Here is a 16587-nt window from a genome sequence, read left to right on the forward strand (position 1 = left end):
GACCGGCGCTTTACAGTTTAGCGTGGTAATCGCGTCCTTTTTGGCCGTCGCGGTGCTCGTTTACACCTACTTCGGGTACCCGGTCGTCATCGGCGTCCTGGCGCGCCTGTGGCCGGCGCAGCGGAAGGAGGATCCGAGCTACCTTCCGACCGTGACGGTGTGCATCCCCGTCTTCAACGCCGCGTCGTACCTCCCGGCGAAGGTCGAGAGCCTCTTCTCGCTCGACTATCCGCGGGACAAGCTCGAGGTCCTGCTCTACTCCGATGGCTCGACCGACGACACGGTGCACGTCGCCCGGCAGCTGGCCGAGCGCGATCCTCGGGTGAAGGTGATCGTCAGCGAGGCGCGGCGCGGGAAGCCGATCGGCGTGAACACGATGCTCGGGGTGGCGACGGGCGAGGTGCTGCTGATGACGGATGTCCGCCAGCCCCTTGTGTCCGGGGCGCTGCGCGCGCTCGTGCGGCTCCTGTCCGATCCCACCGCGGGGTGCGTCTCCGGCAACCTGGTCCTGAAGGGCTCGGCGGGCTCGGGGGCTTACTGGCGTTACGAGAACTGGATCCGCCTCCAGGAGGGTCGATTCCGGAGCATGGTGGGGGTGACCGGCCCCATCTACGCGATCCGGCGCGCGGACATGAGCCAGCTCCCGGAGGGCGTCATCCTCGATGACATGTGGGTGCCGATGCGGCTCCGCCTCGAGGGCCGCGAGATCCTCTTCGCGCAGGACGCGGTCGCGTACGACGACGCCTTCGGCGACGAGCGCGAGTTCGGCCGCAAGGTGCGCACGCTGGCGGGCAACTACCAGCTCTTCTCGCTGCTGCCGGCGCTCCTCGACCCGCTCAGGAACCCGTCCTGGTTCGAGATCTTCTCGCACAAGCTGCTGCGCCTCGTGTGCCCCTGGGCGCTCGTCGCGCTGCTGATCACGTCGACGGCCGCGTGGATCGGCGCCGAGGCCAGCGGCGACGTCTCCTCGACGCTCTACGCGACGCGCGCGCTGTTCGGGGGGCAGGCGGCGTTCTACCTGCTCGCGGTGCTCGGCGGCGCCGCGGGCAAGCTCGGCTCGCTCGCGCGCACGTTCGTGGTGCTCAACGCGGCGGCCGTCGTCGGCCTGTGGCGCTTCCTCCGCGGCTCGCAGAAGGTCACCTGGTAGCGCGAGGGCAGAGCGAGGCCGCGTCACGCGAGACGGCGCGAGGCTACGCCACGGGAGAGACGGCGACATGGGCCGTCGAGGGGGGCGAGCGCGGCGCCTCGATCGCCGTGGTTACGGCTCGAGCAGGCCCACGAGCTCGTGAACGACGCTCTGCGATCGCCTCAGGGCGAGCGACGACGGGATCAGCCGCTCCGGCCCGTCGGGCGGCGGCGGCTGGAACCTGACCGGCGCGGGGAGGACGTCGAGGCCTACGCGCTCGAACATGCGGATCGAGCGCGGCATGTGGACCGCGCTCGTCACGACCACCGCGGCGTCGACCGGGAGGCCGCGGGCGATCCGCGCCGCGTGGATGGCGTTCTCTCGCGTGTCGCGCGACTCGGTCTCCAGGATGATCTTCTTCCTGGGGACGCCCAGCGCGACGAGCAGGTCGGCCATGCTGCTGGCGAGGTCGGCGGGCGCGCGCCGGACGTCGCGCCCCGAGATGATGACGTGGCCGAAGCCGTACTCGCGGTAGACGCGCGCGGCGCCGAGGCCGCGCTCGAGGCCCTCCGCCGACTGCCTTTCCATGGCGGGCACGCCGAACTCGTCGGGGTCGATGCCGGCGGTGAGGATGATCAGGACCCGCCGCTCGGGCGCGGTCCTGGCGAGGTCTGCGCGCAGGTCCCGCGGCTGCGTGCTGATCCGACGCGCGAGCGAGCTCGAGACCCAGGGCATGGAGAGGAGCCACAGCGCGAGCCAGGCGGTCCACGCGAGCGCTCGCCCCACCTTCGCCCGGCGCGCGCGGTAGCTCCAGTCGCCGCCGGAGAGCGCGAGGCCGAGCCCCACGGCGACGAGGAGCAGGAACACGGGATCGACGAGGCGGGAGATGGGCAAGGCGAGGCTCGCCGTGAGGCGCTCTGCAGGTGTCTATGCTGTCACCGGGCCGCGAGGCGAGCGAAAAGCGTGGCGCGCGAGGGCGGGACGGGCGCAGGCAGGGCAGCGCCCGTCCCGGGCGAGGCTTCCTCTTCCCCCGGTGGGTTGATGCTCAACGGGGCTGGTGTGCTCGCCGGCGCCGGGCTGCGGCGGAGGCGAGGGCGAGCCCTGCGAGCGCTGCGGGGAGCCACCGGTCGTGGCCGTTGCCGGGCGTCCGGCAGCCGCATCCGCCGTCGTCGCCGGCTCCGTCGGCGGCGCCGCCGGTCGGGCTCCCGCCGATTCCGCCGCCACCACCGCCACCGCCGCCGCCGCCGCCGCTGCCGCTGCCGCTGCCGGTGGTGTCGGGCGGAGCTCCCAGATCGATCGGCGCATCCTCGCTTGCGACGAGGATGGGCGGCGCCTCGCCGGTCTCCTCGTAGATGGCCATGAGCTCTTCTCCCTTGTTGTCTGTGACGTTCGCGGATCGCAGGAACTCGACGTACTCTCTGGTCATCGACTGGTAGTAGACGCGCGCCGAGAGCGTCTGGGCGCCGAAGGCGTCGGCCGGCACGGTGAGCGTGAAGCTCGCCTCGTCGTGGTTGCGGTATCCGCCGTTCCCGTCGCTGAAGTCGATCTCCTGGGTCGGCTGGGTCGTTTGCGACGGGACGAAGCCCTTCGGCGGGATACGGGTGTCCGAGATGATCATGTCGTGGAGCGCGAGGTGGTCCCCCTTCTCACCGATGCCCGCCGCGCTGTTCCACCGCCCGTGCACCGCCCGGTACTCGTGGGTCGCCGGCTCGTGCTGGATCTCGCCCGTATCGGCGTCGTAGCCGCCGAGCAGCGGCCGCTCGGCCCCGGCCTCATCGACGAGGAACACGGCGATCCAGGCGCGCCGGCTGTCCGCGTAGCCCGTCGGGAACTTGTGACCGGTGAGGTTCTCGACGCGCACGGTGACGGTGATCTCGCCCCCGGGTCCAGCCTGCTCGGGGGCCTCCACGAGCGTGACCGAGGCGGCGGAGGCGAGGCTCTCGAGGGTGCGGTCCAGGGCGAGCTGGAAGGAGTCGGCGTACTCCGTGGCGCGGGTCTTGTCGGCCGCCATGACCGCCTGGATGCCCCAGTGGTTGCCGCCCACGAGGACGTGGTCGCGAGGGTTCGTGCGGATCGGTCCGGGATCGGCGACGGGCCACTCCCCTTCCTTTCTGCGCATATGGCAGTCGATGCAGCTTCGAGCGCTCGATCCGCCGTCGCGGAAGTCGCTGGAGTCCCACTCCTTGAACGTCGTATCGAGCGGGAACTCCAGGGTCGTGGGGCTCCCGCTCGCGTCCTTCAGCATGACCGTCGGGTTCGTGACCTGATGGCACTGGCCGCAGAATTGAGAACCGGCGAGCATGGGCACCTGCTCGCCGACGTGAGAGTTGGAACTGATGTTCTCGTAGGGGCCATACATCACGGGTGTGCTGATGAACCCGGCGGCCTCGGGCGTGTGATCGAACACGAGCTGAGAATTGCCGAGGAAATACGATTCGATGCCCTCGGAGCCTGGGGTCGCCATCGAGCGATGGCAAACGTTGCAGCTGACCCCCTGGCCATCGATGATCTTGCCATCGACTGACGCGTTGGGATCGAACCCAGAGCCGTCCGGCGCTGTAGCCCTCCCATTCACGAAGCCCACGGGGGAGTGACAACGCAAGCAGAACGTGCCGATCCCTGGCTCGTCCTGATTGGCGATCGTAAGAGCAGCCTTGAAGGCAGGATCGCGCCACGCGTTCGCCATCATGGTGCCTGCCCAAGTATCCGTGGGCATGTGATCCTTCGAAGCCTCGTCCTCCGCGCGATGGCACCCGGCGCAGCGCTCGGCGGTGCCGAAGTTGTTCGGATCGGGCAGATCTCCTGGCTTGGTCCCCTGGAGATCGTCGAGCCCAGCCGCTGCCTCGCGGCTCGACAGACCGAACGCTAGCACCCAACCTAACGCCAGTATCAACGTCTTCTGCATGGCTTAAATCCAGATCTGTCAAGCTGCCCGTCGAGAACAGGGGCCACGGCGAACGAGATGGTCCTTGTACGTCAAGGAGCTTCCTATTCCGGATCGATCCGGAAAATCGCGCCGCCGTACGAGACCACGTACAGCTCGCCGGCTGCGTCCTCGCCCAAGGAAGCAAGGCCTTGGATGGTCTCCTCAGAGTCGAGATCCTGGCTGAGCGACGTGCCCAGATTGAGCGGGTCCGCCGGAGTGGCGACGTTGTCCTTCCAGGTGAACATCCATACCCTGTCCGATGCAAAATCCCCGTACAGGTATTTCCCACGAAGCGCAGGGATCTTGCTGCCGCGGTAGACGTAGCCGCCTGTCACCGAGCCATCGGAGTTGTCGTGATCGTATCGCTTGACGGGCGGTGTGATCGTCGGCGAGGTGCACCCCGGCGGCTGGTCTGACTTCAGGCATGTCGCCCCCTCGGTGACGCTCCACCCGTAGTTCTTGTTGCCCTGACCGCGTGGCTCGACGTTGATCTCCTCGAACAGTCGCCCACCGACATCTCCGATGTAGAGGTCGCCTCGGCAGCGGTCGAAGCTGAATCGCCACGGATTGCGCAATCCGTAATCCCAGATGTCCGGGTCTCCACCTGCAAGGTTCCCGGCTGGCGCCGTCGGATGATTGTCGACGTCGATGCGCAGGATCTTGCCGAGCTTCACCTCGATGTTCTGTCCATTGTTGTTCGGATCCGGATTGTCGCTTTGGCCGCCGCCGTCGCCGACGCCTATGTAGAGCATGCGATCGGGGCCGAACGCGAGCATGCCGCCGTTGTGGTTGCCCATGACGCCGGACGTTATGCGGAAATAACTGCGTGTGCTCTCGGGGGCGGCGACATCCGGATTGCTCGATGAGCGAGAGAATTCCATCAGCGTGAGGCCTGCCGACATGTCACCCTGACGACGCGCGTTGAAGTACACGAAGAAGCGCCCGTTTTCTGCGTAATCGGGGTGAAACGCGAGGCCGAGTAGCCCTTTTTCGTCGTCGTAACCGGTGTCGACCGGCGTGACGAGCCCCGTGATGTCGAGGAACGGCTCCTCCTGAAGCGCTCCGTCCTTCACCAGGCGAATCCTTCCGACCTGCTCGATAACGTAGAGTCGGCTCGCATCGACAGGCTCGCTGGTCACATAGAGCGGCCGGTCGAAGCCGCGCACCACCTCGGTGAGCTTGAGCGGCGGCACGGTCCCGCCCGGCTCGTCGCACTCGATCGTCCCGTGCCCACCTGCGCCGGTCCCGGTCCCCGTTCCGGTTCCGGTTCCAGGGCCTGCTCCCGACCCGTCCGTTCCGCTGGTCGCCGGGCCGGCTCCGCTGCCCGTCGCGGAGGAGCCCGGGCCCGTCGATGTGGGGCCGCTCGTGCCCGTTCCGCCGGGACCGGATCCTCCACCCGCTCCGCCAGCGCCGCCTGCCCCGCCTGCTCCGGAGTCGCTGCCGCCGCAGCCATTGAGCATGAAACCCAGCCCGAACAGCGCGGCTGCGATGGGCATGAAAGACAAAAGGAAACGCTTCTGGTCTATCATGCCGTAGGAAGCTATCCGAACAGGACGCTGCTTGGTATAAATTTCCATCTCCCGGCGCCGCATCTCCGACCCGCGCGGGCGGCGGCCGGGACTGGCGAACGCGACTACAATGCAAGACCCTTCCCTACCGCTGCTCGAAATCCTGTCGCGCCGGATTCCGCCTGCGGCCACCTCCTGGCTACAGCGCGTCGACAACGTGACCGGGATTGGTGTGCGCCATGGCGGAGCGCCTGTCGCATTGGTGAGCGAGGCATCTACCTGGTTCGATCGCGACGGCTTCCTGGCGACGTTCACCGCGGCGGCGCGCGTGCTCGGCAAGGCGCCGCTCGGGCTGCTCGCCGACGAGCGGGACGCCCTCAAGGCTGCCGGCGTACCCGGGGCGGTCGATGGTTGGCGGCTGGATGAGCTCGGCCGCGCAACGATGGTCGCGCTCGTTTCGAGGAGCCTGCCCGCGCCAGAGCTCGAGCTGCTGCTCGGGGATTGCTACCAGCAGGGCGACAGCCGGGAGCGGCAGGCGCTCCTGCGGGCCTTGCCGTTCGTGACCGGAGCGGAGCGCTTCGTCCCCCTTGCGGTGGATGCGTGCCGTACGAACGAGCTGCCCATCTTCGAGGCGATTGCCTGCGAGAATCCTTACCCGGCGGCTCACTTTCCGGATCTCAATTTCAATCAGATGGTCCTCAAGGCCATGTTCATGGGCGTGGCGATCGCCCGGGTCATCGGGCTGGCGCAGCGGCGATCGAGCGAGCTCGCCAGGATGGCGGAGGACTTCGCGAGCGAGCGGAGGGCGGCTGGCCGGAGCGTCCCGGCCGACATCGGCCTGCTCTCCCTGGAGCACGAGCACGAGCACGAGCGCGCGACGCGCATCCCGGAATGACGGTGCGCGAGGCGGAGGAACCAGTGAAGCTATTCGATCCTCATATCCACATGACATCGCGAACGACGGACGACTACCAGGCGATGGCCGCGGCTGGCATCGTCGCCGTCCTCGAGCCCGCGTTCTGGCTCGGTCAGCCGAGGACGCACGTCGGTACGTTCGAGGACTATTTCGCCTCCCTGCTCGGCTGGGAGCGCTTCCGGGCCAGCCAGTTCGGCATCCGCCACCTCTGCACCCTGGCGCTCAACCCGAAGGAGGCCAACAACCCCCGCGTGGCACAGGGCGTCATCGACCTCTTGCCACGCTATCTCGACAAGGAGGGCGTGGTCGCGGTCGGGGAGATCGGGTTTGACGACATGACGCCCGAGGAAGAGAAGTACTTCGCCCAGCAGGTCGAGCTCGCGAGGGAGCACGGTCTCCCCATCCTCGTGCACACGCCGCACCGCGACAAGAAGCGCGGCACCGAGCGGACGCTCGCGCTGGTGCGGGAGCTTCGGTTTCCGGAGGAGCGCGTGCTCGTCGATCACAACAACGAGGAGACGCTGCCGCTCGTGCTCGCGACCGGCTGCTGGGCCGGTCACTCCATCTACCCGAATACCAAGATGGACGAGGACCGGATGGTCGCGCTGGTCAAGAAGTACGGGGCGGAGCGGATCCTGATCAACAGCGCGGCGGACTGGGGCGTGAGCGATCCCCTGAAGGTGCCGAAGACGGCGGCGCGGATGCGCGAGAACGGGATCGCCGACGAGGTGATCGCGCGGATCGTATGGAAGAACCCGCTCGCCTTCTTTGCCCAGAGCGGTCGTCTCGATCTGACCGAGTTCGGCGAGACGCCCGCCGTGGATCAGCGCGCGCTGTTCGAGGGCAATTCAGTCTTGCGGGGGCAGACCCCCGTCGTGCAGAGCTGAACGAGCAGACCCATGCACCGCACCGTCGTACTCAATGTCGTCGGGCTCACCGGCGAGCTCCTCGGCGACGACACGCCGAACCTGCTGCGGCTCGCTCGGGGAGGCGCCATGCGTCCCCTTCAGACCGTGCTACCAGCGGTCACGTGCACGGTCCAGTCGACCTTCACGACAGGTCTCCTCCCGAGCGGTCACGGCTGCGTCGCGAACGGCTGGTACTTTCGCGATATCGCCGAGGTGAACCTGTGGCGCCAGGCGAATCAGCTCGTGGCGGGGGAGAAGATCTGGGAGGCTGCGCGCCGGCGCGACCCGACGTTCACCTGTGCCAAGCTGTTCTGGTGGTACAACATGTACAGCTCGGCAGACTACGCGGTGACGCCGCGGCCGATCTACTGGGCGGACGGGCTCAAGCTACCGGACATCTACACGGAGCCGGCGTCGCTGCGCGATGAGCTCGTGTTCCGGCTGGGTGAGTTCCCTTTGTTCAACTTCTGGGGCCCGAACGCGGACATCCGGTCGACGGCGTGGATCGCGCGGTGCGCGCGCCACGTGTACGATACGCGACGGCCGACGTTGACGTTGGTCTACCTTCCGCATCTCGACTACAACCTGCAACGGCTAGGGCCGGATCACCCCGCGATCAAGGACGACCTCCGCGCCGTCGACGCCGTCTGCGGCGAGCTCATCGAGCATGTACAGAAGGACGGGGCGCGCGTGATCGTCCTGTCCGAGTACGGCATCACGCGCGTGTCTGGGGCGGTGCACATCAACCGAACGCTCCGAGAGCAGGGGCTGCTGCGCGTTCGCGTTGAACGTGGCCTCGAGAAGCTTGACGCCGGCGCGTCCGACGCATTTGCCGTGGCAGACCACCAGGTGGCGCATGTCTACGTGCGTCGTCCGGAGAGGATCCAGGAGGTGAAGGCGCTCCTCGAAGGGCTGCCCGGGGTGGAGCTCGTCCTCGATGCGGACGGCAAGCGCTCTGCCGGGCTAGAACATGCGCGATCGGGCGAGCTCGTCGCGGTCTCTCGAGAAGACCGATGGTTCAGCTACTACTACTGGCTCGATGATGACAAAGCCCCAGAGTTCGCGAGGACCGTCGATATTCATCGCAAGCCAGGGTACGATCCCGTCGAGCTCTTTGCTGATCCCGAGCTACGCTTCCTGCCAGCCAGCGTAGGCTGGAGGCTCCTCAAGAAGAAGCTCGGGCTACGCTATCTGATGGACGTGGTCCCACTCGAGACTGCACTGGTGAATGGATCTCACGGGCGCTTGAACGGACGCCCGGAGCGAGGGCCGCTGGCCATCTCTAGTTGTGGCTCGCTGCTGCCAGATGAGCGCGTCCTTGCCACTGATGTCAGCAAGATCATGCTCAATCATCTCTTTGACTGACTCCTCGTGCCCACGACTTCGTGCGGCAGCCCACGTGGTCGGCATGATGTGACGTGGTCCTAGATCCCAAGCCTTGCGAGGAACAGGGCGTCTGTGTCCGCCTCCAGCGTGCCCGTTTCGAAGTCAATTCCGTTGGAGAATGAGCCTGTGATGACGACTTCATTGCTCGAAGCCGTCTCGACGGCCACCCCGAACGACACTCCGTGGGCCATGTAGGATTTTTTCCAGAGCGTGTCCCCCGATGCATCTAGCTTGAGCACCCATGGAGACGGGAGCTCGTGATGGTCCAGTATCTCGTTGTCCACCCTCAGCTCTTTGGTGAATTCGCCGATGAGCACAAGATTGTTGAGGGGGTCAGCGCTGATGCTGGCTGTCGCGTTGTGACCGGTTCCTTCGAATTTGCGGCTCCATCTGTGGTCCCCGGATGTGTCGAACTGTGCGACGAAAAACGCAGTGTATCCTTCGGGTGACGCGAAGGTTGTATCGTCTCCGAACGCGATGCTTTCGTCGTAGTTGCCCGTGGCAGAAATATTTCCGAGCGCGTCGACGTCCAGCGCAGAAGGATAGCCGTTCGCGAAGCTACGGCTCCAAGCGGGAGTCCCGTCTCTGTCGAGCTTCGCCAGGAACATCCCGGAGCCATCAAGCTCCGGGAGGTCGCCGAAGCTGATCGCATCTCGGTGCTCGCCGGTGATGATGACATTATCACCTCGATCGACGGCGACGTCGATCAACACGTCATAATCAGAGCTGCCGAATTTCTGCGCCCATCCGCCCTGCGCGGTGCTCGTGGATCCTGTTTTCCCGTCGAGCTTGGCGATGTACATGTCCAGGGTGTTGGCGGGTGTCGATACGAGGGTTATTTCGTCGAGCTCGATGTTGCCCCTGAACGTCCCAGCGATGAGCACGTCACCGTGCTGGGTGCTTTTGATCTTCGGGCGAACAGTCCTCACAAATTTGTCGAAGGCGCGTTCGTTTATAGGGTTTGCTGGGAAGCTGCGACTCCAGACGTGCTCTCCGCTGTTGCTGAATTTTGCAACGAAGAGGCCAGGGCCGACGTCGTTACCACCGAAGTTGATCGTGCCGCTGCTGACGCCGCTCAAGATGACGTTGCCGGAGGCGTCCACGTTCACGGATGTCGCTTCCTGAGCCGCTGCGTCCCCGAATTTGTGACTCCAGAGATGGCTTCCGGACTTGTCAAAGGCAGCGACGAATGCGTCTGCTTCCCCGGCGCTCGCGAGTGGCTCATCTCCAAACCGTATAGACTCGGAGAAGCGGCCTACTGCGAAGATATTCCCTTCTCTGTCGGTTGCCACAGAGTAAGCCACTGCTTCCTCGCCGAACGACCGTGCCCACAAGGTGCAGTCGAACCCGTCGCAGTTTTCGTCGTCGTCAAACGCGCAGCTCTCTTGGCTCGGTAATTGTTCACCCTCGCACGCTCCCCATGCGCTCCCGTCGCCCTCGCAGGTCCGTACCCCAGATTTGCACGATCCAACATCTGCCGTGCTTTGCGGGCCGCTGTAGCATTGATCCATCGTGTTGGGACGACAGACGCTCGCGCTGTCGTCCCCGCCTGAGCTTTGAGCCCCCGAGGCGGAGGCGTCTTCGAAGTCGTCAAGGCCGAGGACGAGCGCGCATCCGGAGCCTGCGAAGAGGAACGCGAGGAGGGCAGCCTGGATGCGTCGAACACGATAGAACATGATGGAACAATTCTCCAGTAGCTCGAGATGTCGTATCCGTTCTCGATCGAGGTTATCAGCTGAGCTACCGACCCAGCGGCCCGTCTTCACGTCCCCCTGACCACCCGCTGCATCGCCAGCGTCAGCGGGAAGCCCAGCATCGCCAGCGCCGCCGCGCCGCCAGCGCCCGGCGCGCCGCTCCTCGCGATGAGCACCGCGTCGAGCAGCGAGATCCCCGCGATCAGCGTCACCACGGCCCGCGGGATCCGGTCCCTCCGCGTCCCCCGCAGCAGCCTGATCGCGTGGAGCACGCAGCCGGCGAGCGCCCCGTAGGCGACCAGCCCCATCACCCCGGTGAGCGGCGTCCCCATCGTATAGAGAAACGGCACCGCCATGAAGCCGAGCGCCCACAGGCCGCGGACCGCCAGCAGGTTCTCCTGCTTCGCGATCGCCGTCAGCCCGATCAGGTAGAAGAGCAGCGCCAGCCCCCCCCCGATCACCGCGATCCCGAGCTGCCCGCCCGCCGCGAGCGCCGCCGTCACATAGACGAGCACCCGGCATAGCCCCATGAGCGCCGGGCTCAGCGGATTGCCCTTGTGCCAGGCGTCGTACAGCACGATCGCCCCCGCGAGCAGCGCGCTCGCCAGGGCCGGCGCCGCGCCCCGGCCCTCAGCGTACGCATGCCCTCCGACGAAGAGCACCCCCGCGCCGAGCAGGGCGTACCCCACCGCGAACACCTCGCGGGCGCTCACGAGCCCTGACGGGATCGGCCGCTCCGGGCGCTCGCGGGCGTCGATCTCCCGATCGAACGCGTCGTTCAGGAACATGCCGCCCACGTACATCAGCGACACCGCGAGCCCCACGAGCGCCACCTCGCGCGCCCGCACGCCGGACCCCGCCAGCGCCATGCCGCAAAGCACGTTGGTCCAGACCGTGGGCAGGTTCGAGACGCGGCCGAGCCGCAAATAGACCCGCGCGCGTGAGCTCATCGTCATGCTCCCTCTCCGCTGACCTCGCTGGCCCGGCCCGCCGCATCGACCCCGGCGCCCGCACCAGCTGCCTGTTCTCCGTTGACCCGGCTGACCGCATCGACCCCGGCGCCCGCACCCGCACCGCCGCCCGCGCCCGCCCTGCCGCTCACCATCCGCGCTTCCACCCAGCGGAGCTCCCTCGCCACCGCCTCGACAACGCCCCCGCGCCGCTGATCCTCCGGCAGGACATCCCAGGTGTAGGTCTCCACCTCGAGGTGCTGCGTCGCGGGCCGATCGCGGAGGTGCGACAGCAGCGCCGCGAGCTCCGGCTGCGTCGTCCCGAGCGCGCCCTCGATGCCGCGGAAGATCGGCACATGGAAGTGGACGCGCCACTCCTCCGGCATGCCCTCCGGAGCCGCCCCACGAGCGCCCTCGAGCGCCGCCAGCGCGTCCGGCAGATCCAGGTAGCGAACGAGCTCGCCCCCGCCCGCGCCGCCGCGCCGCTCGACCACCTGGTGCAGGTAGACGACGTCCTCCGCGTAGGCGCGCAGCCTCGCCATCGTCGCTGGATCGCGCTCCGCAACGCTCGCGCGCAGCCCCGCGCTGATCTGCACCTTGTGCACCTCGACGCCCGCCGCGCGCAGCGCCGCGAGCGACGCGGGCGCGTCCTCGAACTCGACCGCCATGTGACACGCGTCGAAGCAGAGGCCGAGGTGCGTCCGGAGCGCCTCCTCCGCGTCCGGCAGGCTCATCCCGGCCAGGCTCGAGAGCTCCCGCGCGCGCGCCGGCGAGAACACGTGCTCGGTGAAGAAGCCGATCGCCTCGGGCGTCGTCTCCAGGAAGCAGCAGGGCTCCGGCTCGAGCGCCAGCGCGATGCGCTTGCCCGTGCGGCGGCGGACCTCGACGAGGTGCGCCGCGTGCCTGACCAGCCGTCGCCCGATCGCCTCCGCGTCGCCCGGCGTGCGCACCCGCGGCCTGAACCCGCCGGGCACGGTGCTGACGCTGCCCATCAGGCCCTCCTCGGCCGGCAGCAGCGCGGCGAGGAGCGTCGCCAGGAGGTCGCTGTACGCGAGGCGCTCCTCGCCGAGCCAGTCGGGGAGGTACACGCTCTCCTTCACCGGCGCGCCGTGGAACCGGCCATAGGGGAAGCCGTTCAGCGTGAACACGTAGAGGCCGTTGCGCTCGAGGAAATCGCGAAACGCCTCGAGCTCCGCGGGCGCGGCGAGCTCCGCGGCCGCCCTCGCCGAGAGCCGCAGCCCCACGCCGCAGCGCGGGCGCTCGCCGGGCGCGGCATCTCCCGCCGCCTCGCCCCCTGCGGCCCCTGCGGCCCCGCCGCCTCGTGCGCCGCCCGCGCCCGCGTCCCCTCCGCCCGCGCCCCCGCCGCCCCGCAACGCGTCCTCCCGGTGGCCGGCGGCGCGCGACCAGATCTCGAGCAGGTGCGTCTCCAGGCTCTGCTTCACCTCGGCCCACGTCTCGCCCGGATGGATGTTCGTGCAGTACGTGAGGTGCGGCGCCCCCGCGCATGCGAGCCTCACGACCGCGCCGCTCCCGCCGCGCCGGCCGCCGCGCGCGCCCCTCGCTTGCCGGCCCGCTCGCGCAGGCGCGCGATCGCCGCGACGATGTGCCGCTCCTCCATCGCGTGCACCTCCCGCGCCCGCCCCACGTCCTCGAGCAACGTCACCGTGAGCTCGCCCCCGAGGTGCTCGCGGAACTCGTCCAGCCCGTCGAGCACGCACAGCCGCTCGCCCCGCTCGCCGCCCGCGCGCGTGAGCGCGAGCGCGTCGTCCCACAGCGCGAAGCCGAGCGCCTCCAGCGTCGAGAGCACCGCGGCCGCCGTCGGCGCGCTACAGAGACCCGAGAGCTCGGCGTAGAGCGTGTCGATCGCGATCCCGATCGCGACCGCCTCGCCGTGGCGGAGCCGGTGCTTCGTGAGCGACTCCAGCTTGTGCGCGGCCCAGTGCCCGAAATCGAGCGGCCGCGCGCTCCCGAGCTCGAACGGGTCGCCCGCTGTCGCGATGTGCTGGAGGTGGATCTCCGCCGAGCGACGCACCAGCTCCGCGAGCGGCGCGGGCGAGCCCGACGCGAGCGCGGGCGCGCGCTCGGAGAGCCACGAGAACAGCCGCGCGTCCCGGATGAGCGCGACCTTCACCGCCTCCGCCATCCCCGCCACCTTGTCGCGCAGGGACAGCGTCTCCAGAAAGAGCGGATCGATGAGCACCGCGAACGGCGGCGCGAACGTGCCGAGCAGGTTCTTCTTCCCGAACGCGTTGACGCCGTTCTTCACGCCGACGCCGGAGTCGGCCTGGGCGAGCACCGTCGTCGGGATCCGCACGACCCGCACGCCCCGGTGCACCGTCGCGGCGGCGTAGCCCGCCATGTCGAGCACCGCGCCCCCGCCGACGATCATCACGAACGACTGCCGATCCATCCCGAGCGCGTCGAGCCTCGCCTGCAGCGCCGCCGTCGCCGCGCCGTCGTTCTTCGCCGCCTCGCCCCCGGGCACCACGATGGGATCGGCCGCGAGCGAGAGCCGCTCCGCGTGCGCGTCCGCGTAGCGCGCGATGTCGTCCGCGATCGACGGCCAGGCCGCGGCGACGCCGCCGTCGATCACCGGCAGCACGCGGTGCCGCCGGCGCGGCTCCTTTGCAGCGATGGCAGACGCGAGGTCGCCGTTTCCGGGCGAAAAGACGCCCTCCGTGAAGTAGACGGGGTACTCGAAGGGGACCGCGATCCGTTGGACATGAAGCAGCATCAAAGCCGAGCTTTGAGAGCGGGCATCAGCCCGTCAAGTTGGTTCCTCGCGAGGATCCTGGCCTCTCCCGCAGGATGAAAACTTCCCCTTGGCGGCGGACGGCCTTCCTGCAATGCTGGCGCCGCTCGCTGAGCCGCGCGATCCGAGATCGCCGCGTGATCGCAACCCTGTACTGCCTGACTTCCTCCTCGATGCAGACGCCCATGGAAGGCACAGCCCGTCCCACCAAACGGTCCTTCATGAGAGGAGTGCTGTCGACCGCGGCAGGGCTCGCCCTCGCCGCGCTGTCCGCCGGGTGCGCGCCCACGTACGTCTACAATCCGGCGAACTACCCGAAGGAGTACGATCCGCGTAAGCACGAGTACGTGATCGGGGTGGGCGACCAGCTCCGGGTCAACGTGTGGCGCATGGCCGACCTGTCGAGCGACGCGCTGGTCAGGGCCGACGGCGTCATCACGATGCCGCTCATCGGCGACGTCCAGGTGGTCGGCAGGACGCCGACCCAGGTGCGCGAGGAGCTGAAGAAGCGGCTCTCCGAGTTCGTGAAGGACGAGAACGCCGTGATCACCGTCGCCGTGACCGGGATCAACAGCTACCGGTTCGTTGTCAGCGGCAACGTCGCGCGCGCCGGCATCTTCGCCTCCAACTACTTCGTCTCCGTCTCCGAGGCGCTGGCGCTGGCCGGCGGCCCGAACCAGTTCGCCTCGACGGATCAGATCCTGCTCATCCGCATGGATAGCCCGGGCAAGTACCGGCACATCCCCATCAACTACGACGATATCGCCTCGCGGAAGCGGCCTGAGCAGGATCTCGTGCTCAAGGCGGGCGATACCGTCTTCGTGCCCTGATCGTGGCCGGCTCCTCCGCGCTCGCCCGCAAGGCCGTCCTCGGCGCGGTCTGGACGATCGCGACCGGGCTCGGCTCGCGCGTGCTCGGCCTGATAGGCACCCTCGTGCTCACCCGGTTCATCGCGCCGGGTGTGTACGGCGAGGTCTCGGCCGCCTCCGTCGTCATCATGACGGCGCACTTCCTGTCGAGCCTCGGGATCGGGCAGTACATCGCGTCGCGGCCGAACCTCGACCGCCAGATGCTCTTCAACGCGACCGTCTACTTCCACGTGGCGGGGCTCGTCGCCATCGGCGCCGTGTACCTGCTCCGGGAGCCGATCGCGGTGAGCATCGTGGGCGCGCCGGGGATGCTCGAGTTCATGCCCGGGCTCATCCTCGCGATGCTCATCGACCGGATCTGGTACGTCCCCGACCGCCTGCTCATCCGCGAGATGCGGTTCCGCAGCGTCAGCCTCCGCAACGCGGCCGGCGAGCTCACCTACACCGCGGCGTCGGTCGCCCTCGCGGTGCTCGGCTGGGGCGGGAACGCCATCGTCGTCGCGACGCTCCTGCGCGCCGTCGTGCGCGTCGTCACCACGGTCCCGGCCGTGAAGCTCGCGGAGTGGCTCACGCCGGCCCCGCTGTCGCGCGAGAAGGCGCGCGAGCTGTTCGCCTTCGGCATCCCGCTCAACTTCGGCTCGCTGGCGAACTTCGGGGCCTCCAAGTGGGACAACCTCGTCATGATCCGCCTCTTCGGAGAGCACGTCGGCGGGCTCTACAACCTCGCGTGGAACCTCGCCGACATCCCGGCCTCCCAGGTCGGCGAGCGCATCGGCGACGTGCTCGTCCCGTCGTTCTCGAAGCTCGAGCCGGAGCAGCGCAAGACCGCGCTCGTCCGCGCGCTCACGCTGCTGTCGCTCCTCATCTTCCCGCTCGCGGTCGGCCTCGGCGCGGTCGCCCCGACGATCCTCAACGACACCTTCTTCAACGACGCCTGGGAGCCGGCAGGCCCGCTGCTCGCCGCGCTGTCGGCGCTCGGCGTCACCCGCCCGATCGGCTGGGTCATGTCCTCCTACATGCAGGTCTACGGCCGCACGCGGACGATCATGATCCTGGAGTGGCTCAAGGTGGGCGCCATCATCGGCGGCATCGCGCTGCTCGGCTCGATCGGCGGCGTGCTCTGGGCGTGCGCCGGCGTCGGCGTGGCGTTCGGGGTGCACGCGCTGGCGAGCCTCTGGGTGGTCAAGCGCGCCGACGGCGTCCCCTACGCGCGGCTGCTGCGCCCGCTGGTGCGCCCGCTGCTCGCGTGCTTGCCCATGGTCGCGGCCGTGCTCGCCGTGCGCTACGGGCTGCGGCAGCTCGGGCCCCTGCCGCGCGGGTTCCGCCTGGGGACCGAGGTGGTCGCGGGCGGGCTTGTCTTCGTCGCCTCGGCGCTGGTCATCGCGCAGCAGGCGTCGCGCGACTTCCTCCAGCTCGCCCGCGAAGCGGTGCGCCGCCGTCGCTAAGGTGTTGCCCGATGTCGCCGGCCGGCCTTCACCAGCGGGACCTTGCCCCCCGCGGTCGCGGGAGCGCGCTTCGACAATCGAGCGAAATTTTGGGGCCTGTGGTAGCG

The 16587-nt window shown here is 68.4% G+C and carries 13 protein-coding genes; 6 read left to right on the forward strand and 7 right to left on the reverse strand.

From position 1 onward, the window contains the following. Positions 1-22 precede the first annotated feature (22 nt). Positions 23-1147: a glycosyltransferase family 2 protein gene (locus WME89_RS07330; RefSeq protein ID WP_438008518.1), complete on the forward strand. Its 1125-nt coding sequence runs from the start codon at positions 23-25 to the stop codon at positions 1145-1147. 111 nt (positions 1148-1258) lie between these two features. On the opposite strand, the gene WME89_RS07335 is transcribed toward WME89_RS07330, so the two are convergent. From WME89_RS07335 to WME89_RS07345, 3 genes are all read right to left on the reverse strand, one after another. Next, positions 1259-2020, reverse strand: coding sequence for a YdcF family protein (locus WME89_RS07335; protein ID WP_438008519.1), 762 nt, complete (start codon positions 2018-2020; stop codon positions 1259-1261). A gap of 151 nt (positions 2021-2171) precedes the next feature. Then, the gene (locus tag WME89_RS07340; RefSeq protein WP_438008520.1) at positions 2172-3998 is read right to left on the reverse strand and encodes an MYXO-CTERM sorting domain-containing protein; all 1827 of its coding nucleotides are present in this window, start codon (positions 3996-3998) and stop codon (positions 2172-2174) included. A gap of 116 nt (positions 3999-4114) precedes the next feature. After that, positions 4115-5581, reverse strand: coding sequence for a PQQ-dependent sugar dehydrogenase (locus tag WME89_RS07345; RefSeq protein WP_438008521.1), 1467 nt, complete (start codon positions 5579-5581; stop codon positions 4115-4117). A gap of 241 nt (positions 5582-5822) precedes the next feature. Between WME89_RS07345 and WME89_RS07350 the strand changes: the two genes are divergently transcribed. The 3 genes from WME89_RS07350 to WME89_RS07360 are packed head-to-tail and all read left to right on the forward strand — an operon-like array spanning position 5823 to position 8749. Beyond that, positions 5823-6455 carry an EboA domain-containing protein gene (locus tag WME89_RS07350; protein WP_438008522.1) on the forward strand — a complete coding sequence of 211 codons (633 nt, stop codon included), beginning with the start codon at positions 5823-5825 and terminating at the stop codon, positions 6453-6455. After that, positions 6452-7363 (forward strand): TatD family hydrolase, encoded by a 912-nt coding sequence (locus WME89_RS07355; protein WP_438008523.1) that lies wholly within the window; start codon positions 6452-6454, stop codon positions 7361-7363. The genes WME89_RS07350 and WME89_RS07355 overlap by 4 nt, the downstream gene beginning before the upstream one ends. Before the next feature lie 12 nt (positions 7364-7375). Then, on the forward strand, positions 7376-8749 hold the full coding sequence (locus WME89_RS07360; RefSeq protein WP_438008524.1) for an alkaline phosphatase family protein: 1374 nt from the start codon (positions 7376-7378) through the stop codon (positions 8747-8749). 59 nt (positions 8750-8808) lie between these two features. On the opposite strand, the gene WME89_RS07365 is transcribed toward WME89_RS07360, so the two are convergent. From WME89_RS07365 to WME89_RS07380, 4 genes are all read right to left on the reverse strand, one after another. Next, positions 8809-10446 carry a hypothetical protein gene (locus tag WME89_RS07365; RefSeq protein WP_438008525.1) on the reverse strand — a complete coding sequence of 546 codons (1638 nt, stop codon included), beginning with the start codon at positions 10444-10446 and terminating at the stop codon, positions 8809-8811. A gap of 86 nt (positions 10447-10532) precedes the next feature. Then, on the reverse strand, positions 10533-11420 hold the full coding sequence (locus WME89_RS07370; RefSeq protein WP_438008526.1) for a UbiA family prenyltransferase: 888 nt from the start codon (positions 11418-11420) through the stop codon (positions 10533-10535). Next, positions 11417-12931: a metabolite traffic protein EboE gene (gene eboE / locus WME89_RS07375; RefSeq protein WP_438008527.1), complete on the reverse strand. Its 1515-nt coding sequence runs from the start codon at positions 12929-12931 to the stop codon at positions 11417-11419. Before eboE ends, WME89_RS07370 begins: the two co-directional genes overlap by 4 nt. Continuing rightward, complete coding sequence (locus tag WME89_RS07380) at positions 12928-14151, reverse strand: 3-dehydroquinate synthase (RefSeq protein ID WP_437652938.1); 1224 nt, start codon at positions 14149-14151, stop codon at positions 12928-12930. The genes eboE and WME89_RS07380 overlap by 4 nt, the downstream gene beginning before the upstream one ends. 236 nt (positions 14152-14387) lie before the next feature. Here WME89_RS07380 and WME89_RS07385 point away from each other — a divergent pair, with 236 nt between their 5' ends. Both WME89_RS07385 and WME89_RS07390 read left to right on the forward strand, forming a co-directional pair. After that, on the forward strand, positions 14388-14996 hold the full coding sequence (locus WME89_RS07385) for a polysaccharide biosynthesis/export family protein (RefSeq protein WP_438008528.1): 609 nt from the start codon (positions 14388-14390) through the stop codon (positions 14994-14996). Between the two features lie 2 nt (positions 14997-14998). After that, entirely contained in the window at positions 14999-16480 is a 1482-nt protein-coding gene (locus tag WME89_RS07390; protein WP_438008529.1) for an oligosaccharide flippase family protein, read from the forward strand. Positions 16481-16587: the final 107 nt, after the last annotated feature.

The sequence above is a fragment of the Sorangium sp. So ce321 genome (assembly GCF_051530195.1).
Lineage (GTDB): Bacteria > Myxococcota_A > Polyangia > Polyangiales > Polyangiaceae > Sorangium.

Excerpts from the sequence above, each read along its gene's own strand:
- WME89_RS07345 (WP_438008521.1), bottom strand. The coding sequence starts at position 5,581 with ATGATAGACCAGAAGCGTTTCCTTTTGTCTTTCATGCCCATCGCAGCC.
- WME89_RS07355 (WP_438008523.1), top strand. The coding sequence starts at position 6,452 with ATGACGGTGCGCGAGGCGGAGGAACCAGTGAAGCTATTCGATCCTCAT.
- WME89_RS07360 (WP_438008524.1), top strand. The coding sequence starts at position 7,376 with ATGCACCGCACCGTCGTACTCAATGTCGTCGGGCTCACCGGCGAGCTC.
- WME89_RS07365 (WP_438008525.1), bottom strand. The coding sequence starts at position 10,446 with ATGTTCTATCGTGTTCGACGCATCCAGGCTGCCCTCCTCGCGTTCCTC.
- WME89_RS07370 (WP_438008526.1), bottom strand. The coding sequence starts at position 11,420 with ATGACGATGAGCTCACGCGCGCGGGTCTATTTGCGGCTCGGCCGCGTC.
- WME89_RS07385 (WP_438008528.1), top strand. The coding sequence starts at position 14,388 with ATGAGAGGAGTGCTGTCGACCGCGGCAGGGCTCGCCCTCGCCGCGCTG.